The organism is Erysipelatoclostridium sp. DFI.2.3, assembly GCF_019132535.1.
Classification (GTDB): Bacteria; Bacillota_I; Bacilli_A; order Erysipelotrichales; family Erysipelotrichaceae; genus Clostridium_AQ; species Clostridium_AQ innocuum.
Genome location: NZ_JAHOOJ010000018.1, coordinates 33,001 through 51,072 on the forward strand (window position 1 = coordinate 33,001; position 18,072 = coordinate 51,072).

An 18,072-nucleotide genomic window follows, 5' to 3' on the forward strand; every position below is an offset into this window, starting at 1 on the left:
TTTGGAGGGATGCTTATAGAAAAAATACCGATTGTGCCGGAGATCATGCGGATCGATACCAGGACGCAGGCCATTGACATGCAGCAGATCGGCAACCGGCGCTTCCTGTTCAATCCAAAGACCGGCGTGCTGGTCCTGGGCCGCCAGTATCAGGAAACAAGTCTTGTAAATGCCAGCCATGCCGTGGAGCTGGCAGATGCGGGAATCACAAAAGATTTTGACGATTTTGTGCGGGGCTGGATCGGGACCGGCAGGAACTATCCCAAAGGGGTGATCCACTTTGCCCCATGTGTAGATTCCGGAAACATTTCTCTTTTTGACCGGGCTTTTGACACGCTGGAAATGTTCAGGGAAAACGGTGCTCTGGCCGGAACGGTGGTACGGGGCTTCGGGAGCCGGTGGGAACAGCCCTTATCTGCGATCCTTACGGATTTACAGAAAGAGGAACAAAAGCCCTCCCTCCGGCAGCAGCTAAGGAAAACGCCGGAGGGCAAAGCTGTCCGGCACAGGAAAGAAAACCAACAACAACGATAGGAGGCGATTTTTTGAGTATCAACCATATTGAAACAGAGGACCTTCGCCGTATGGAGGGAAAAGGCGGCCTGATTTTGCAGGGCTGCGGCGGCGAGCTGCAGGAATGGCTTGACGGGATCAATGAAATGTTCACCGAGGCCGGTATTCTGAAAAACGGCGCGAAGTTCCAGGATATTTTTGCTTTTGAGTATAATGATTCTCCCTGTCTGCTCTATCCCTTTGAGGGTGTGGACCTGGAGATTGGGAAACTTGCCATGTGGCGTTTGCAGACCCATGAGACTTTCGGTGGCACATGGCTCTCTGATTTTGTCCCCAACCGTCTGGGCGGGTTTATCGGGGAACCGGCGCCGGAGCCGGAAAAGCCGGACTGCGCGCTGATCGGGCAGGACGGCAATATTTTTAACCTGGTGGGGATCGCTGAGCGCACTTTGCGGGAGCATGGGCTTACAGACCAGGCAAAGGAAATGAAGGACCGGGTATTTGCTTCCGGCAGCTATGGCGAGGCGCTTTGTATCATCGGCGAGTATGTGAATATCACAGATACGGAGCCGGAACAAAGGCCCTCCCTCCGGCAGCAGCTTAAAGAAACGAAAACAGCGGAACCGTCTGCCCGGCTAAAACCGGAAAAGCAGCAGGAACGATAACAGGAGGTGCCGATGGAAAAAGAAAAGACTTACGGTGTATGGGCGGTGCGCAGCGCCGCTTCAATCTTTGGGCGGGCGGAAAGCTGGTGCAAGGAGGCCGGCAGGCCCCTTGAATTTGCCTCCCAGGAGACAGCCGAGGCTTACGCGAAGGAGTGTAACAGCCGCACGACTGCCAACGTCCACTATTTTGTAAAGGAAAAGGAACCGGAACCGGGTGCTGTCCGAAAGGACGGAACACAGCCGGACAGAGCTGCCCGCGCCCATGAGGAACAGACGCCCCGAAACGCGGCGATGGAAAAACTGAATGAGATTCCCGGCAGGCAGCTTTCCAAAGATCCGGACCCTTTGGTGGAAATCCGTTCCGCGGTACACAGCAATTATGCCGGCATGGTCGCCATGCTTGCGGCAGACAACCGGGTCTATCTGGGCCGCGAGGAACACTATCACTATCAGGACGGGCTTACCTCCTATTACGATAACGGCGACGGCTCCCTATGCTTTGTCACAGACCGGGCGGATATGTATTATTTCCTCTACGGTGAGGGCTGGGCCCATTCTCAGGCGGAAATGCTGGAGCGTGGGCTTACATCGGATCAGTATGCGGAGTTTGCCCGGCTACAAAACGGCGTTCTCCGGCAGTTTGAAGCACAGCGGGAAATCCTGTTCGCCGGGCAGCCCTTCCAGCCGCCTGAAAGCTATCTGCGGAACGCGGAGCTTTACGAGGAAGGACAGACCGGCAATTATAATATGCTGGACGGCAGGCTGAACAACGAGCCCCCGGTGAAGCCGGACCTGACGGACGGCCAGACCCACGAGGAAATCCGGGAGCTTGCCCCGGAGACCTTGCCGGAAGAAAAGCCCTCTGTCCTGGACCGCCTGAAATCCGAGCGCCCGGAGCATGAGGCAAGGCAGATCACACCGCCTGTCCCGGAAAGGGGGCTTTGAGTATGGGGACCAAATTTGAAGGCGTAGACATACTGGACTTTCTGGGGCAGGTCGTAGAACTGCATACACAGCATTATAAAGAAGATTTTGACGTGGATAAAGAACTGATCCAAAAGGTGGCCTTATCAGGAGAACCGGAGGAGCGGCGCCTTCTCTGGATGTCACGGCCCTGCGGCACCTATTGTTTGAGCGAGCGGGAGGTGTATCTACAGGAAAGCAATGAAAATAAAGTGTGGATGTTCTACCATGAGCAGACGAATGACCCGATTTTAGCTTATGCCCTTACATTGGATGGTTTGCAGGATGGAAAAGTGACCGGCACCATCTACCCTCTGGATTACCCTTCCCATGTGGAGCGGGTGAAATCACTGTCCTGTCCCATTGACCGGGTAACGGTGACATTCGAGGACGGCGTACAGTTTACCTTGCCCTATCAGTCCCGGAGACGGCAGATCAATGAGCTTATGCCGGAGCACGGCACGCCAAAATCCATGCAGTACGCGCCGGAAAGCGAGCGGGAGCTGGCGGTGATCCTGCGCCGGGAACGGCTGAAACGGGATTACCATGCAAAGCCGGGCAATGTTCAGGAATACATGGAAAAATTAAAAAAGGCGTCCATGCGCGGCAGGCTCAAAGAGGCCCAGGCCGCCGTCGCTGCTCCCGGTAGAGGCGCACCCCATAAAGGCGGGCTGGACCGATGAAGGGCGGACGGGATAAGCGGTCTGTCCGTGTGGAGTTTGTTCTGACCGAGGCGGAGGCTGCTTTGATAAAAGAGCGCATGGCAGAGCTGGGGATCACCAACCTTTCCGCTTATCTCCGCAAAATGGCGGTGGACGGTTACATCATTCACCTGGATATGGGCGACATTCAGGAAATGATACGCCTCCTTCGTATCTGCTCCAACAACTTAAACCAGTACACCCGGCGTGCCAATGAAACCGGCAGCGTTTATGCTGCGGATGTGGAAGATCTGCGTACCCGGCTGGATGACCTGTGGAATGGTATGGATAAGCTGCTCCGGGGATTTGCAAACATTTCGTAAACGGAGAAAATAGCCGTTGCTTTCCGGGAACCGGCACGGTAGAATTTTGGCAGAGGGACATGATATTTTCCCGTGGAAGGAGGCTTGACCTATGCGTCTGATATTCAAACTGTTGGCGTTTCCCTTTGTCCTGGTTACGGGGCTTCTTTATCTGGTGTGCAAGTTCCTGGTGATCGCATCCGGCGCGGTGCTGGGGATTTTATCAGGCATTGTATTTCTGGCGTCGCTGGTGCTGTTCTTTACTGCCGGAGTGTGGGCCGGGCTTGCATGGCTGGTGATCGCGTTTCTGATAAGCCCCTACGGTCTGCCAATGGCGGCGGCCTGGCTGGTCGGGATGATCGGCGGCGCAAACCACGCACTCAAAGATTTTGTATTTGGATAAACTTATGGGCGGGGCATTTTCGGTGTCCCGCCCTCTTTTTCACTATTCGGGGCTGTCTCACAAGGCAGCTTTTTCTATTTGGAGGGATCACATGAAAGACACAACACAGCTATATATCTATCCGGCTTCCTATGTGCGTGAGCATGGAGAACTGGAACAATACCGTGCTTCCTATAAGGCAAATATCGCCTGTAAGGAGGCAATCGAACAGGCCATTGCCGATCACTACCGGGATAACCGCCTCGGAACGGAGGCAGTACATCAGGTTTTGGAACAATTCGGTTATGACCGGATGTTTTATGTGCTTGCGGGCACGGTCCGGCAAAAGGATTGGGATGGGCGTATTTCCCGCGATAACAAAGCCTGGGCGAAAACCATTCCGGTCTACGAGAACCCGGACGGCTTCGGCCAAGATCGGAATGTTTACTTTGTGGTGGATCGTAGCCACCCCGGACTTGTCGATCTCTTTCTTACGCAGGCCCGGCTCGATTATACAAAGGAACATGGGAAGAAAGTCTCGATCCGCGAAGGCATAAAACAGAGTACAGAGCGGACGGCAGCCGTACATGCACCAACAAAACGGAAAGAGCCGGAACGTTAATACATTTTCAAATTCGCACAAAACAGATACTTTCCCTATTGCTTCGTGCAGTTCAAAAAACGATTATTTCTAAATCCGTTCAAAACCATTGTATTTTCTCTTGCTTTGCGTTATAATGAAAACAAAAAAGGAGGCTGTGCAATGGAACGATACAAAGAGCTTGCCGCTTTGCGCTGTTTTACACATGATGATATGGTGCAGCTCGCCGGATCAGAAAGTTCCGCTGTATGGCAGATAAAGAGTTATCTGCAAAAAGGATATATCGAGCGTGTGCGCCGCAATCTATATGCGGTCATCAGCATGGAAACCGGACAGGCGATCCCGAACCGCTACCAGATAGCTTCCCGCGTGACAGACGATGCCTGTGTGTCCCACCACAGCGCCTTTGAATACTACGGATATGCGAACCAGGTTTTTTATGATGTGTACTTCACCACCCAAAAGCGCGTCCGCCCGTTCTCTTATGACGGCGTAAATTACTGTCCGATGGCCTGCCGGGGAAATACGGACATCATAAAAACAGACACCGGCATCCGCGTGACTTCTTTAGAGCGGACCGTGATAGACAGTATAGCGGATTTTGAAAAAATCGGAGGCCTGGAAGAATTGTTGCGCTGCCTTCTCCTGATTCCTTCGCTTGATTACAGCAAACTGCTTGACGCGCTGGAACTGTATGGCCGGGCGCAGCTATATCAAAAGGCCGGATTTATTCTTGAAGCATGGAAAGAGGAACTGTCTTTACCGGAACCGTTTTTTGTGGAATGTGAAAAACGGTCTTCTGCCAGTAAAACCTATCTCTTTGAAAAGCAGGGCGATTTTGTCCTTCATAACAGATGGAAACTGTTTGCTCCAAAAGATTTGAAAACGATCATAAATAAGGGGGTAACTGATTATGATGCGCTTTGACCGTATTACGCTTGGCAGGCAGGCCAAAGAACTCGGCTTTGTCCGTGACACCTTTGAGAAAGTCTGCCGCCTCGCGGATGTTCTTTCTTTTATGGAAAGCGATGGGTTGCTTGCGGACAGCCTTGCCCTGAAAGGCGGCACGGCGATCAATCTGACGATTTTTGATCTGCCCCGCCTGTCGGTTGATATAGACCTGGATTTCTCAAAGGATGTATCAAGGGAAGCTATGCTAGCGGAGCGGGAGCAGATCAATGAACACATACAAAAATACATGGCGGCTTCCGGCTATACGCTGAGTTTGAAATCAAAGCAATACCACGCGCTGGATTCCTTCGTGTACGAGTATGTGAATGCCGGAGGAATGAAAGACAACCTGAAAATTGAGATCAACTATATGCTCCGCTGCCATGTGCTGCCTGTTTCCCGCAGACCGGTTTATTTGCCATGGAACGATCAGGAGCTTACAGTATTAAACGTTGATCCTCTGGAAATCTTCTCCGCAAAGACGGTCGCCCTCTTAAACCGGGCGGCCCCGCGGGATTTATATGATATGTTCAATATGCAAAAGTATGGATTGTTTGACGAGACGCAGGAACCGCTTTTCAGAAAGTGTATCATGTTCTACGCGGCGATTGCTTCGGAAACCGTGCCGGAATACTTTGACCTCAATGGTATCGGCAGCATATCCGCACGGAAAATCAGGACGGACCTTACACCGGTGCTGCGCCGTGGAGAACGCTTTGACCTGGCCTGTGCGCAGAAACAGGTAAAGGATTATTTAGCCGCGATTCTAAAACCGGAAGATACGGAGCTGTCCTTCTGGCAGGCTTTTGCAGAGGGAAACTATCAGCCGGGCCTTTTGTTTGACGATGCTGATATTCTCTCGCGTGTTGAACATCACCCGATGGCACTATGGAAATGCGGCGGGCGGATGCCAAAGTAAAAAGATACACCGGCACTATAACGAATACATACCAAGGGCTGTCCTTCCGGGCAGCTCTTTCATTTTGGCAAGGGGGTGATCCTGATAGCAACCACAAGACTAATGCCGCTGCATGTGGGAAAAGGGCGGGATGTGTCTACGGCCATTGCGGACATCATTGACTATGTGGAGAATCCGCGGAAAACGGATTTTGGAAAATTCATTTATGGCTATGAGTGTGATACCCGAATCGCGGATGCGGAGTTCCTTCTTTCCAAGCGGCAGTATTTGAACCTGACCGGGCGGGACCGGGGCGCGGATGATGTGATCGCCTACCACCTCCGGCAAGCCTTCAAGCCCGGCGAAGTCACGCCGGAAGAAGCGAACCAGATCGGGCGGGAGCTCGCACTGAAACTGACAAAGGGCAATCATGCCTTTGTGGTGTGTACCCATGTGGATAAGCACCATGTTCATAATCACATCATCATCAATTCCACCGCCCTTGACTGCACCCGGAAATTCCGCAACTTCTGGGGCTCTACCTGGGCGATCCGGCGCATGAATGACAAGCTGTGTCTGGAGCACGGTCTGTCTATCGTGGAAAATCCAAAACCCAGCAGGGACCACTATGGCACATGGCTGGGAAATACGAAACAGCCCTCCTTCCAGGAGCAGCTACGCCGGGCAATCGACGCGGCCCTGGAAGAAAGGCCGAAAGACTTTGAGGACTTCCTGAAGAAGCTGGAGGCTGCCGGAATCGAAGTCAACCGGGAACGCAAGAACCTCCGGCTCCGGGGGCCGGGGCAGAAAAACTATACCCGGTGCAATACGCTGAAAGGCGACTATACCGAGCAGGCGATACAGGAACGGATCGAGGGCACCCGCACGGCAAAACCCCGCCGTACTTTTTCGCAAAAGCCCGTTCCAAAGGCTGGGCTGCTGGTGGATATTGAGGCAGCGGTCCGGGCCGGCAAGGGACCGGGCTATGAACGCTGGGCGAAGGTATTTAACTTAAAACAGCTCTCCCAGGCGGTGATCTACCTGAAAGAGCATGGAGATATGAGCTATGAAGATTTGCTGGAAAAAGCTGCTGCGGCTACCATCAGCTTTAATGCACTGTCGGCAAAGATCAAGGAACTGGAATCGCAGATGACCGCCAATGGAGAATTGCAGAAACAGATCGTGAACTATGCCAAGACGCGGGCGGTCTATGTGGAATACCGCAAGGCTGGTTATAGTAAAAAGTTCCGGGCGGAGCATGAGGCGGATATTCTATTACACCAGGCGGCGAAGAAATATTTTGACAGCATAGGAATCACAAAACTGCCCTCCGTCAAATCGCTCCGAGAGGAATACGCCGGTCTGCTGGAACAGAAACGGAAAGCCTATGCCGCCTATAAGCAGGCCCGGTCTGATATGAAGGAGCTTCACAATATCAAGGCCAATGTGGACTATCTGCTGGACATTCCTGCGTCTCAGGAGCAGCAGAAAGACAAGCAAAAATCCCGACAATAGTTTTATGTTGCTCCCAGTTTTCAGCGTTCCGAAGGAACGCGCAGCCGTCACCGCAGGTGACGATCTCAGGGGTTTGGGGATATGTCACCAACAAGCATTTTAGAGGGTTTCACGGCAACGGGAAATCCTCTAAAATACGCAATCTTACGGAAGATTGCATTGCTTGCCGGTAGTATCGTGAATTACTGATAACCAGTTTTGTTCTCTAATCTTTGCATATTCCACAGAGATAAATTGACTTTTCAAGGCAAGTGGTGTAGACTGTGATTAGCTAAAACTAACCAAAAGGAGGGCGCACAATGACAAATCAATACATGACAAAGCTGTACCATGATCTGCTCTCCAACTCTCCGCAGACAGTGACAATAGATATTCCGGCTGATATGGGAACAGGTCAGATTTCACAGGTTGTTACAAAGCAAGGAGCTGTTGTATCAGACTGGAAAATGAATTATTTTTCAGATATGAATGTGCAGGGTGTAAGCTGCGAAGATTATATTCAACTTTTATTTTGCTTTAATGATGGCGTATCGTGGAATATTGCAGATGCACGTCAATGTGTCAGCATACAGAAAGGCGAATCCTGTATTTATCGAGGACATGGTAAGATGGAATATCTGTGTTATTCCGGAAAGACAAACTTTCTTTTCAAAAATATAAAAATTCCCATGCCCTATTTTCATAAAATTTTGAGTGACTACTTTGAAGATAGTGAGATAGATGCTTATGAGAAAAAATTATTGACTGGCATTTCAAAAGTGAGTATCACCCCGTATATGGAACATATTTTTGCGGAGTTAAAAGATTTTACGCAATACCGGGGCGGTTTAGGGTATTTATTTCTGGAAAGCAAGGTCTTTGAATTGCTGTCCGTGTATTTGAGTGAAGTATTGGAACTCAGTATTCTTTCATCGAGTTATATCAGCATTTCTAAAAGTGACAGGGACTCAATTACCGAGGCAAAGCGGATTATCGACAGCCAGCTTGCTTTTGCACCGAGTTGTGAGAAACTGGCGAAAAAGGTCAATATCAGTGTTTCCAAGCTGACAAAGGGATTTAATTCTTTATTTGGGACATCGGTTCACGCATACATCATAGATCAAAGACTGGAAAAAGCGGCAGGGCTGCTTTTGGAAAGCGACTTGAATGTAAGCCAGATCGCAACGCTGGTTGGATATTCAAAACCAAGCAATTTTGCGGCTGCGTTCAAAAAGAAATATGGAGTAATACCTAAGAACTATAAAGATGAAAATACGATTGGCTAAACCTAAAAAAATACCGTTTTTGGGTAGAATGAAATCGGGTTTGGGTTGGATTCATTGTCGGTAACAGTTACAATATGTGGTGTGGTTAGATTATGCTAACTACGCCACATTTTATTTTTCCGTACAAGGATAGGAGGATATTGTTTATGGATGCAAAGAAAAAAAGTGCTTCCCGACTTGAGGGAAAGGACTTAATCACGATTGGCATTTACACGGTTATCTATGTTGTTATTGTCATGCTGGTGGCGATGCTTGGCTTCATCCCCATTTTTATTCCGCTGATGGCGGTGCTGTGCCCTTTGATTGGTGGCATCCCCTATATGCTGTATGTTACAAAGGCTAAAAAATTCGGGATGACCGCAATCATGGGTTTCCTGATCGGCCTGGTCATGGTGTTCTTTGGTAACGGCTATCTTACGATGGTAACAGGGCTGGTTGGCGGTCTGATTGCTGATGTAATTTTGAAAAACGGCGGATATAAAAGCGCAAAGAGCAGCGTTCTATCCTGCGGCGTGTTCAGCATTTGGGTGTTTGGCAACTTTGCTCCCATTTTCCTGAACCGCGAAAGCTATATGGTTATGCTGACTGAAGGCTATGGTGCGGAATATGCTGCTACGCTTAATAGCTATATGCCGATGTGGATTGCTCCTGTTCTGCTGGTTGCCTGCTTTGTGTTCGGACTTGTCGGCGGTCTGCTTGGCAAAGCAATTTGTAAAAAGCACTTCCAGCGTGCAGGTATTGCGTAATGGCGCGGGAAATTCTGCTCAGCAAAAAAACAGAACAAGGGTTGCGGCTTGATCCGCGTACAAAGCTGTTGCTCATCTTCATCATAAGTATTTTTGTCATGGGAGGAACAGGCGGAGAGGCTATGGGGCTGATCCGCCTTGTTCTTTGTGCGGTTCCGGCACTGTTGTTGCTTACTTCAAAACAATTTGTAAAAGCCGTAAGCTATATTGCTGTGTTCTCTGTTTTTTACGCTGTTCAAGTTTATGTTTTACCACACCTTACAGGAATATTGAATTTTCTCGTGCTGTTTACAACAGGATTTTTCTGCCGTATCCTTCCCAGCGTTGCAATCGCTGCGTATGCAGTCAAAACAACAACGGTTAGTGAATTGATTTCGGGCATGGAAAGAATCCACATGCCTAAAGAAGTGACAATCCCCTTAACTGTCATGTTCCGCTTTTTTCCAACTGTCTTTCAAGAGTCGGAAGCAATCAGTGATGCCATGAAAATGCGGGGGATTAAACTCGGTGGGAAAAAATCTTCAAAAATACTGGAGTATAAGTTGATTCCAATGATTACCTGTTCCGTGAAAATTGGGGAGGAACTTTCCGCTTCTGCGATTACCCGTGGCCTTGGCGCTCCCGTTAAACGGACAAATATTTGTCAGCTTAAATTCAATTTCGCTGATGTGGTGCTGATTTTGTTCTGCTGCTTTGTAGTATTTTGGGCGATTGCTTCCCCGATAATTTCCGCAGGAGGGATTTTGCCATGATAGATTTTCAAAATGTTTCTTTTTCTTATGGTGAAGAATCCAGCGGCGGAGGGATTAGAAATGTCAATCTCACCATAAACACAGGGGAATTTGTTTTACTCACGGGAGAATCCGGCTGTGGGAAAACAACGATTACCCGTTTGGTAAACGGGCTGGTGCCTCATTATTACGAGGGCAATTTAGAGGGTGATGTCCTTCTGGACGGAAAAAGCGTATCAGATACGCCGCTTTATGACTTGGCTGCTATGGTGGGATCTGTATTCCAGAATCCCAAAAGTCAGTTTTTCAACGTGGATACGGATAGTGAATTAGCCTTTGCCTGTGAAAATTTAGGCTATCCCCAGGAAGATATCCTGAAAAGGATTGACCGTACAGTTTCCGATTATCATATTGAAGATTTGATGGGGCGAAGCGTGTTTGCTCTGTCCGGGGGCGAAAAGCAAAAAATAGCCTGTGCTTCATCAAGTGTATTGCTACCGGGAATTATGGTCCTTGACGAACCATCTTCTAATCTGGATATGGCTGCTATTGATGACCTGCGGCAGGTCTTGAGCCTCTGGAAAAAGCAGGGCAAAACAATTCTGATTGCAGAACACCGCCTTTACTACCTTCACGATCTTGCAGATCGTGTGCTGTATGTAAAAGATGGGGAGATTGAACGGGAATACACGCCTGCTGAATTTGACAGTTTATCGGATAGCACTCGAAAAGAAATGGGGCTGCGGCCGTTTTCTCTCTCGAAGTTGAAACCCGCGAATCAGTATCAGGCGCATACAGCTAAACTGATGGAATTTCAAAATTTCTGCTTTGCGTATAAAAAGCGGGAACCGGAAAGCCTCCATATTCCGAGTGCTGAACTGCCTGTTGGAGAAACGATTGCCATTATCGGCCTGAATGGCGCTGGAAAATCTACTTTGGCCCGCTGTATTTGCGGACTGGAAAAGAAGTGTGGCCTTTTGCAGGTTGACGGGAAAACCCTTGATTGGAAAGCCCGGCTCAAACATTGCTACATGGTAATGCAGGATACCAGCCATCAGCTATTTACCGAAAGCGTGATGGATGAAGTGCTTCTGAGCATGGACAACGAGGATGAAACTGTTGCAGATGAAATCCTTAAACAGTTTGATCTGCTGGAATATAAAGACAGGCACCCGCTTTCTCTTTCCGGCGGGCAAAAACAGCGGGTAGCGATCGCATCTGCCATTGTGAGTAACCGGGAGATCATTGTGTTTGACGAACCAACCAGCGGGCTTGATCTCAAACATATGTGGGAAGTTGCGCGGAGTTTGAAGTCACTCGCGGATCAGGGCAAAACGCTTCTTGTTATTACGCATGATCCGGAGTTGGTGATGGCGGGATGTTCGTATGTAGTCCATATGGAAAAAGGGCAAATAAAAGAAAGCTATCCATTGGACGAATCCGGCAGTAAAAAGGTTTTGGATTTTTTCCGAATCCGCCAGTGAATTTTAGAAATTATGAATGTCAGGGCCGCTTTGACTGGACAGAAAGATAATGATAAGAGGCCGCTTTACTTTGGCGGCCTCTTGTTTTTGAAGCACAGACAGTACGGCTCAATATAAGGAGGGCTTATGTTCAAAAAAATCTTTGAGTACGCAGGGCCATATAAGAAAAATATGTATGTGGCCACGGTTGTCGTACTGGTCAGCGTTCTTATGGGCGTCCTGCCTTTTGTGCTGGCCTATCAGGTCATTTCGCCATTGGTTATGGGCGATTCTGTTGAGACAGAATTTGTTTTATTGCGTGTTATAGGGGTTTTGATCTGTCTTGTTTTGCAGGCGGTTTTATATGGATGGGGATTATCAATTTCTCATAAAGCAGCATATAACACATTGTTCCGGCTGCGGGTATCTCTGCAAGAGAAGTTTGAGAAACTTCCCCTTGGCATTGTGGAGGAAAAAGGGACAGGGACAATCAAAAAGCTGTTTGTCGATGATGTGGACAGCTTGGAATTGCTCCTTGCTCATTCAGTCCCGGAGGGTATCGCAAATTTGCTGATCCCGCTGGTGATTTATGTTGCTATGTTTTGTGCGGACTGGAAACTGGCTCTTATGTCTTTGGCCTCTATCCCGATCAGCCTGCTCTCCATGGTCATTATGTACTCTGTTGGAATGAAGCGCATGGGTCCCTACTATCAGTCTGCACAGAAAATGAACAACACGATCATTGAGTACATCAATGGTATGGAGGTTGTCAAGGTTTTCAACCGGGAGAGTGAATCTTACGAGAACTTCCGCAAGGATGTAACGGACTATCGGGATTATACCTTGGCATGGTATAAGGCCGCCTGGCCCTGGATGGCGATATACGGAAGTCTGCTGCCCTGCACTGTTATTCTGACTTTGCCTCTTGGGGCATGGTTTGTTCTCTGTGGCATAAGCACTTTACCTGATTTGATTTTAGTCCTCTGCCTTTCCCTCAGCATTGGGATTCCTCTCCTGAAAGCACTGGGCTTTATGGAGACGATTCCGAATCTGAATTATAAGATCACGGCACTTGAACAGATGTTAAATGCGGCACCGCTGCAAGCTGCTGAGGATGATTTCCACGGACAGGATTTTAACATTTCTTACGATCATGTTTCCTTTGCGTATCAAACGACACAGCCTGGCCCAGATGGGAAACCGATAATAGCGGAAAACGAAGTCCTCCACGATATTACCCTTGTGGCAAAAGCAGGACAAAAAACTGCCCTGGTTGGTGAATCCGGTTCTGGCAAGAGCACCCTTGCAAAACTGTTGATCCACTACTATGACCCGCAGAAAGGGAGCATTTCCATTGGCGGGCAGAAACTTTGTGATATGAGCCTGGAGGCATTGAACAGCCGCATTTCCTATGTGGCTCAGGATCAGTACCTGTTTAACACCTCCCTGCTGGAAAATATCCGTCTTGGACGTTTGGATGCTACCGATGAGGAAGTAATGGAGGCGGCGAAGAAAGCCCAGTGTATGGAGTTTCTGGAAAAGCTGCCGCAAGGTATTCACTCCATGGCGGGCGATGCGGGGAAAATGCTTTCCGGGGGGCAGCGCCAGCGAATTTCCCTGGCGCGAGCAATATTGAAGGATGCCCCGATTGTAGTGCTTGACGAGGCCACGGCCTATGCTGATCCAGAAAATGAGGAAAAAATGGAGGCTGCTATTGCGGAGCTGGTGAAGGGAAAAACCTTGGTAGTTATCGCTCACAAACTTCCCGCTATAATGAACGCAGATCAAATATGCGTTATGGATCACGGAAAGATGGTGGCAACCGGAAAACATCAGGAGCTGATTCAAGCTTGCCCAGAATACCAAAAGTTGTGGAAAGCGGCTCAGGACAGCGCCGAGTGGAAAGTATCTACTGCAAAGGAGGGAAGATAAATGTTTGCATTGATTTCAAGAATCCTGAACCTCTCCGGGAGGTATAAAAGCCGTATTCAGGCTGCATTTCTATGTGCATTTGTCGAGTCCATTCTCTCCAAAATGCCGATCTTCATGGCGTTTATTGTCTTTGCCGGGTTTGCTGATAATACGCTGACTGGAAAGACCTGTCTGTTTGTCGGACTTGGATTATTAGCTGTTGTAGTGGTTCAGACAGTGGTTCACTATTTGAGCGACCGTCTGCAAAGTGCCGCTGGATTTATGATCTTTGCTGATAAACGGATGGAGTTGGGAAATCATTTAAGAAAAATGCCGATGGGTTACTTTACATCGGGGAATATTGGCAAAATCAGCTCTGTTCTCAGTACGGATATGGTTTTCATTGAGGAAGTTTCTATGAGTACCATTGGCAACATGATGAGCTATATGCTGTCTACTTTGGTTTTAGCTGTTTTTATGTTCGTACTGGATTGGAGACTTGGGCTGATTGCGGTAATCATTACCTTGCTGGCATCGCTGGTTGCAAAATATATGAATAAGGTTTCCTTCAAGGAGGCTGTCGGGCGTCAAAACCAAAGCGAGAATTTGACGGATGCGGTCTTGTCTTTTGCTGAAGGAATTGGGGTTATCAAAAGTTACAATCTGCTCGGAGAAAAATCTGACGAATTAACGGAAAACTTCAAAAAATCAAGGGATGTCAATACGAAGTTTGAGCAGAAAATGACACCGTGGACCACTGGCTTAAACATTCTCTATGGCGTGGGTATTGCCGCTATCTTCGGTTTATCCGTTTTTTTACATCAGGAAGGCGTACTCTCCCTGGCTTATCTTTTGGGCGTGCTGCTGTTTGTCTTTGATCTCTTTGGGCCTCTGAAAGCTCTTTATGGAGAAGCAACCCGACTGACCGTGATGAATGCCGCATTAGACCGCATTGAAGCTGTTTTGGACGAGCCCGAACTTCCCGATAACGGAAATCAACATATTCTGTCACAGGCACAGCCGGATCAGCCAGAAGTACAATTTAGCGATGTGGCCTTCGCCTATCAGGACAAGGAAGTCCTGCACAACATCAGCTTCTCTATGCAGAAGAATACCATGACCGCACTTGTGGGACCGTCTGGCGGTGGCAAATCCACGATTGCGAACCTTCTGGCGCGGCTGTGGGATGTGAAATCTGGAACGGTAACGGTTCGCGGGACGGATATTCGGGATGTGCCGCTGGCTGAGTTGATGGAACAAATCAGCATGGTATTCCAGCGCGTGTACTTATTCCAAGACACAATTTATAACAATATCAGCATGGGCAAACCTGACGCCACTGAACAGGAAGTCTATGAGGCAGCTAAGAAAGCTCGGTGTTATGACTTTATCATGGCTCTGCCGGATGGATTTCAGACTGTTGTTGGCGAGGGCGGCGCTACTTTGTCCGGCGGCGAGAAACAGCGTATTTCTATTGCCCGCTGTATTCTGAAAGATGCCCCGATTGTAATTTTAGACGAAGCAACAGCCAGTGTCGATACTGATAATGAAAGTTACATTCAGGAGGCAATCAATGAGCTGGTCAAGGGTAAGACATTACTTGTAATTGCACATCGGCTGAATACCATCCGGCAGGCAGATCAGATTTTGGTAATCTCTAATGGACAGATTAGCGAACAGGGAACCCATGATGAGCTTATGGCAAAAGCCGGAATTTATCAGGAATTTGTCAATATCCGAAAAAAATCTGCTGGATGGAGCCTTACATAAGGGAGGAACGGATGAAACTTCATGCGTCAGGCGAGGACTACTTAGAGGCCATACTAATGCTGCAAAAGAAATCCGGCATGGTACGCTCTGTTGATCTTGCCCGACACATGGGCTTTAGCAAACCGAGTATCAGCCATGCAGTAGGTGTCCTGCGGGACGGTGGCTTTCTGACCGTGGATAAAGATGGTTTTCTCCATCTGACAGACATAGGCCGGGAGATTGCCGAGAAAATTTATGAACGGCACCGATTCTTTACGGAGCAGCTTGTCGCTGCCGGTGTCGATCAGGAAACGGCAGAGCAAGACGCCTGCCGGATAGAACACGCAATCAGCGAGGAATCCTTTCAGAAATTGAAAGACGCTTTAAGGAAGGAAGGTGATGACATGGGAAACTAGCGGTACTTGATTTATCGGAGAATGGCCGGCAGATTGGTGAGAAACTTTTTGTTTTGCTTGATGTTGAGCAGAAACGCGAAATGATACAGTTTGTCCTTGAAACAGAACAACAGCAGGGCTTTTCGGCCATCCCATGTACTAACCCGGATTCTTTTGGCGCACGGATAGATACGTCTCAACCTTTAACAGAAATTCGGGAAGGTGATCTGTATTTTTGTCTGGAAGAAAGAGAGGTCGCTGTCCAAGGGAAAAAGGTAGATTTGTCGGTCAGAGAGTTTAATGCCCTTTACTTATTGCTTATGAATCGAAGACGAGTAATGACCTTTGAAACCATAGCCTACCATGTATGGAGTGAGGAATATGTTGAGAACGAACTAACTGCGATTCATAACATAATGAGTCGGCTGCGGCAAAAACTCAAAATATCCCCGGACATTCCAGATTATATTATCAGTGTGCGCGGTGTTGGATATAAATTTGACACAACGCAGCAAAAGAAGTGAAATTACAACATCTTGATTAACTTCTGAGAAAAAGGTGAACGGAGGCTGATTACTATACCCTATATAATGTCCCCAAAGTAACAGATTGGGGGAAGTATAAAAGCAATACCGTTCTAATCTGTTTGTGCTCCCCCAGGTATGGGGGCAGACATGCACATTTGGAAGGTCCAATATTTCTACAGAAACCGACAACGATATAGCCGAAAATCTTTTAGTGCCGCAGCTCAAAACGCTGCGGCGCTTTTTGTATCGACATATTTTTATCCTTTTCCCCAATACTCAACAAAATATTCCTATGAGCGCGTTCCTGAAATAAAACAGGTACGCGCTTTTTTCATATCTGAAAGGCGGACAAGCCTATCTGATTTTTTTCTTGTAGGCGGAACTCCTGGCTGTCGCTCCCCGCCCTCTGATTTCGATTTTGCCTATCAACTCAAAAATTGAAATTGGAGGATAATCTAATGAAAAAGATCAATCTGCGGGATTATTACCCGTTTTATACAACTGATACCATTGTGGAAGTGCCGGACGAAGTGGCTGATTTGCTCCATGAGTATAAGCTGAATGAGGCGGCTTATATTTTGCGTACATACCGGCACAAAGCATATTTTTCGCTGGACTATGATGCCAATGTCGAGCGTGACGCTCTGGTAATTGTCCTGACACCTGCGGATATTTTGGAACGGAAAGAAGAAAATGCCAGGCTGTATCAGGCACTTGCCTCTTTGCCGGAGAAACAGCGGAATCGGATTTATGCGCACTATTTTCTTGGCATGAGCAAATCGGATATTGCAAAAGCGGAGGGCACCCATAAGAGCCGAATTACTCGCTCTATCAATGCCGGCCTGCGAAGTTTGGAAAAGTTTTTGAAAGAACTTTCCTGACAGACGGCAACTTTGCCCCCGAAAATGAAATGAATAATAGAGGGACATATTCGGCAGACAAGTCCAATGGGTGCGGCCATACAGCACATGCTCTGGTCCACCCCAACTATAAAATGTCATAATGGCCGTGCCCTCGTTGCACTTTGACAACCGAATATACGTTGCTATGGGTACGTCATTCTGTGTTCCGAGCGGCAAATGGAGCGGCGCAAAGACAGGCAGCCAGGGAGGTGATGAATCCGGCTGTCCGAGCGATCCACGCAATCCATTGACCCGGCTGTGGCAGGCCGGGCGCGACGACGGCGCAGATCATAATGGTACTTTTTCACAATCTCTCACGGACTTGAAGGGAAGTCCCTGCGGTGTGCGCTTGCTCTGGCAAAGCGGCGGCATCTGCGGGGCTATGATGCGGTAAAGCTGGCCGCAGCCTATGGCAACCCCGCTTTGTGTAGACAGAGCTGCCGGGGGGCGTGGCAAATACGGCAAGCAAAATCGAAATCAGATACAATGGGCCGGACCTGTTTCTATTTATAGGGCGGGTCCGGCTTATTCATGTGGTTTTGATAGACCAGTAATTTCAGGAAGGAGTTGGTATTATGGAGAATATTACTGCTGGCGGAAGCGGTTCATTGGTAGACATTCGGGATGTCACCGTGGATAAGGAGCTTCCCCGCGAGGAACGAATCACTGAATTTGTGCGCCAGATCAAAAACCCTTACCGTTTTAAGTGCGGACGTTTTACCGTCCGGGCCAGCTTTGCCCCTGGCGGTGCCACCCTGGAGGAATGTATCAAGGGTATTTTACGGTGAAGCAAAATTTCTTCCAGAAAAGGGCTGACTTTCCCGTAAGAGCGTGGTACAATAAGAGTCGGAAAAGGAATTGAATACGGCATAACCACACTTCTTGAATTGCG

Annotated in this window: 21 protein-coding genes; all 21 read left to right on the forward strand. The window is 48.5% G+C overall.

Going from position 1 to position 18,072, the window contains the following annotated elements:
- Window positions 1-9: 9 nt before the first annotated feature.
- The 21 genes from KSZ58_RS16470 (at window position 10) to KSZ58_RS16570 (ending at window position 17,968) form a co-directional block, all read left to right on the forward strand.
- Window positions 10-534, forward strand: a complete 525-nt coding sequence (locus KSZ58_RS16470) for a hypothetical protein (RefSeq protein ID WP_009249983.1) — start codon at window positions 10-12, stop codon at window positions 532-534.
- An 11-nt stretch (window positions 535-545) separates the two neighbouring features.
- Window positions 546-1,178 carry a hypothetical protein gene (locus KSZ58_RS16475; RefSeq protein ID WP_009249984.1) on the forward strand — a complete coding sequence of 211 codons (633 nt, stop codon included), beginning with the start codon at window positions 546-548 and terminating at the stop codon, window positions 1,176-1,178.
- A gap of 12 nt (window positions 1,179-1,190) precedes the next feature.
- Complete coding sequence (locus KSZ58_RS16480) at window positions 1,191-2,123, forward strand: DUF4316 domain-containing protein (RefSeq protein WP_009249985.1); 933 nt, start codon at window positions 1,191-1,193, stop codon at window positions 2,121-2,123.
- Between the two features lie 2 nt (window positions 2,124-2,125).
- Window positions 2,126-2,824, forward strand: a complete 699-nt coding sequence (locus tag KSZ58_RS16485; RefSeq protein ID WP_009249986.1) for a hypothetical protein — start codon at window positions 2,126-2,128, stop codon at window positions 2,822-2,824.
- Window positions 2,821-3,165 (forward strand): plasmid mobilization relaxosome protein MobC, encoded by a 345-nt coding sequence (gene mobC, locus KSZ58_RS16490; protein ID WP_009249987.1) that lies wholly within the window; start codon window positions 2,821-2,823, stop codon window positions 3,163-3,165. The genes KSZ58_RS16485 and mobC overlap by 4 nt, the downstream gene beginning before the upstream one ends.
- 91 nt (window positions 3,166-3,256) lie before the next feature.
- Window positions 3,257-3,547: a CD1845 family protein gene (locus KSZ58_RS16495; protein ID WP_009249988.1), complete on the forward strand. Its 291-nt coding sequence runs from the start codon at window positions 3,257-3,259 to the stop codon at window positions 3,545-3,547.
- Window positions 3,548-3,638: 91 nt separating this feature from the next.
- Window positions 3,639-4,148 carry a DUF3849 domain-containing protein gene (locus tag KSZ58_RS16500; protein WP_009249989.1) on the forward strand — a complete coding sequence of 170 codons (510 nt, stop codon included), beginning with the start codon at window positions 3,639-3,641 and terminating at the stop codon, window positions 4,146-4,148.
- Between the two features lie 141 nt (window positions 4,149-4,289).
- On the forward strand, window positions 4,290-5,054 hold the full coding sequence (locus KSZ58_RS16505; protein ID WP_009249990.1) for a type IV toxin-antitoxin system AbiEi family antitoxin: 765 nt from the start codon (window positions 4,290-4,292) through the stop codon (window positions 5,052-5,054).
- A complete protein-coding gene (locus KSZ58_RS16510) occupies window positions 5,041-5,997 on the forward strand; it encodes a nucleotidyl transferase AbiEii/AbiGii toxin family protein (protein WP_009249991.1) in 957 nt (318 codons plus the stop codon). Before KSZ58_RS16505 ends, KSZ58_RS16510 begins: the two co-directional genes overlap by 14 nt.
- A gap of 84 nt (window positions 5,998-6,081) precedes the next feature.
- Entirely contained in the window at window positions 6,082-7,491 is a 1,410-nt protein-coding gene (locus KSZ58_RS16515; RefSeq protein ID WP_044983844.1) for a relaxase/mobilization nuclease domain-containing protein, read from the forward strand.
- A gap of 299 nt (window positions 7,492-7,790) precedes the next feature.
- On the forward strand, window positions 7,791-8,756 hold the full coding sequence (locus tag KSZ58_RS16520; RefSeq protein WP_009249993.1) for an AraC family transcriptional regulator: 966 nt from the start codon (window positions 7,791-7,793) through the stop codon (window positions 8,754-8,756).
- Between the two features lie 146 nt (window positions 8,757-8,902).
- The gene (locus tag KSZ58_RS16525; RefSeq protein ID WP_009249994.1) at window positions 8,903-9,502 is read left to right on the forward strand and encodes an MptD family putative ECF transporter S component; all 600 of its coding nucleotides are present in this window, start codon (window positions 8,903-8,905) and stop codon (window positions 9,500-9,502) included.
- Window positions 9,502-10,254 (forward strand): energy-coupling factor transporter transmembrane component T, encoded by a 753-nt coding sequence (locus KSZ58_RS16530; RefSeq protein WP_009249995.1) that lies wholly within the window; start codon window positions 9,502-9,504, stop codon window positions 10,252-10,254. Before KSZ58_RS16525 ends, KSZ58_RS16530 begins: the two co-directional genes overlap by 1 nt.
- On the forward strand, window positions 10,251-11,717 hold the full coding sequence (locus KSZ58_RS16535; protein ID WP_009249996.1) for an ABC transporter ATP-binding protein: 1,467 nt from the start codon (window positions 10,251-10,253) through the stop codon (window positions 11,715-11,717). The genes KSZ58_RS16530 and KSZ58_RS16535 overlap by 4 nt, the downstream gene beginning before the upstream one ends.
- Before the next feature lie 126 nt (window positions 11,718-11,843).
- Complete coding sequence (locus KSZ58_RS16540) at window positions 11,844-13,628, forward strand: ABC transporter ATP-binding protein (protein WP_009249997.1); 1,785 nt, start codon at window positions 11,844-11,846, stop codon at window positions 13,626-13,628.
- Entirely contained in the window at window positions 13,629-15,377 is a 1,749-nt protein-coding gene (locus tag KSZ58_RS16545) for an ABC transporter ATP-binding protein (RefSeq protein WP_009249998.1), read from the forward strand. It abuts the gene before it with no gap.
- Between the two features lie 11 nt (window positions 15,378-15,388).
- On the forward strand, window positions 15,389-15,772 hold the full coding sequence (locus tag KSZ58_RS16550; protein WP_009249999.1) for a metal-dependent transcriptional regulator: 384 nt from the start codon (window positions 15,389-15,391) through the stop codon (window positions 15,770-15,772).
- A 53-nt stretch (window positions 15,773-15,825) separates the two neighbouring features.
- Entirely contained in the window at window positions 15,826-16,275 is a 450-nt protein-coding gene (locus KSZ58_RS16555; protein ID WP_009250000.1) for a winged helix-turn-helix domain-containing protein, read from the forward strand.
- A 461-nt stretch (window positions 16,276-16,736) separates the two neighbouring features.
- Window positions 16,737-17,159, forward strand: a complete 423-nt coding sequence (locus KSZ58_RS16560; RefSeq protein ID WP_009250001.1) for a sigma factor-like helix-turn-helix DNA-binding protein — start codon at window positions 16,737-16,739, stop codon at window positions 17,157-17,159.
- 166 nt (window positions 17,160-17,325) lie between these two features.
- Entirely contained in the window at window positions 17,326-17,574 is a 249-nt protein-coding gene (locus tag KSZ58_RS16565; protein WP_156887068.1) for a hypothetical protein, read from the forward strand.
- Window positions 17,575-17,755: 181 nt separating this feature from the next.
- Complete coding sequence (locus KSZ58_RS16570) at window positions 17,756-17,968, forward strand: DUF6870 family protein (protein ID WP_009250002.1); 213 nt, start codon at window positions 17,756-17,758, stop codon at window positions 17,966-17,968.
- The last annotated feature ends 104 nt before the right edge of the window (window positions 17,969-18,072 follow it).

Bases quoted from the DNA above. Each gene is read 5' to 3' on its own strand.
- KSZ58_RS16470 (WP_009249983.1), top strand. From the start codon at position 10: ATGCTTATAGAAAAAATACCGATTGTGCCGGAGATCATGCGGATCGAT.
- KSZ58_RS16480 (WP_009249985.1), top strand. From the start codon at position 1,191: ATGGAAAAAGAAAAGACTTACGGTGTATGGGCGGTGCGCAGCGCCGCT.
- KSZ58_RS16485 (WP_009249986.1), top strand. From the start codon at position 2,126: ATGGGGACCAAATTTGAAGGCGTAGACATACTGGACTTTCTGGGGCAG.
- mobC (WP_009249987.1), top strand. From the start codon at position 2,821: ATGAAGGGCGGACGGGATAAGCGGTCTGTCCGTGTGGAGTTTGTTCTG.
- KSZ58_RS16495 (WP_009249988.1), top strand. From the start codon at position 3,257: ATGCGTCTGATATTCAAACTGTTGGCGTTTCCCTTTGTCCTGGTTACG.
- KSZ58_RS16500 (WP_009249989.1), top strand. From the start codon at position 3,639: ATGAAAGACACAACACAGCTATATATCTATCCGGCTTCCTATGTGCGT.
- KSZ58_RS16505 (WP_009249990.1), top strand. From the start codon at position 4,290: ATGGAACGATACAAAGAGCTTGCCGCTTTGCGCTGTTTTACACATGAT.
- KSZ58_RS16510 (WP_009249991.1), top strand. From the start codon at position 5,041: ATGATGCGCTTTGACCGTATTACGCTTGGCAGGCAGGCCAAAGAACTC.
- KSZ58_RS16520 (WP_009249993.1), top strand. From the start codon at position 7,791: ATGACAAATCAATACATGACAAAGCTGTACCATGATCTGCTCTCCAAC.
- KSZ58_RS16525 (WP_009249994.1), top strand. From the start codon at position 8,903: ATGGATGCAAAGAAAAAAAGTGCTTCCCGACTTGAGGGAAAGGACTTA.
- KSZ58_RS16530 (WP_009249995.1), top strand. From the start codon at position 9,502: ATGGCGCGGGAAATTCTGCTCAGCAAAAAAACAGAACAAGGGTTGCGG.
- KSZ58_RS16535 (WP_009249996.1), top strand. From the start codon at position 10,251: ATGATAGATTTTCAAAATGTTTCTTTTTCTTATGGTGAAGAATCCAGC.
- KSZ58_RS16540 (WP_009249997.1), top strand. From the start codon at position 11,844: ATGTTCAAAAAAATCTTTGAGTACGCAGGGCCATATAAGAAAAATATG.
- KSZ58_RS16545 (WP_009249998.1), top strand. From the start codon at position 13,629: ATGTTTGCATTGATTTCAAGAATCCTGAACCTCTCCGGGAGGTATAAA.
- KSZ58_RS16550 (WP_009249999.1), top strand. From the start codon at position 15,389: ATGAAACTTCATGCGTCAGGCGAGGACTACTTAGAGGCCATACTAATG.
- KSZ58_RS16560 (WP_009250001.1), top strand. From the start codon at position 16,737: ATGAAAAAGATCAATCTGCGGGATTATTACCCGTTTTATACAACTGAT.
- KSZ58_RS16565 (WP_156887068.1), top strand. From the start codon at position 17,326: ATGGGTACGTCATTCTGTGTTCCGAGCGGCAAATGGAGCGGCGCAAAG.
- KSZ58_RS16570 (WP_009250002.1), top strand. From the start codon at position 17,756: ATGGAGAATATTACTGCTGGCGGAAGCGGTTCATTGGTAGACATTCGG.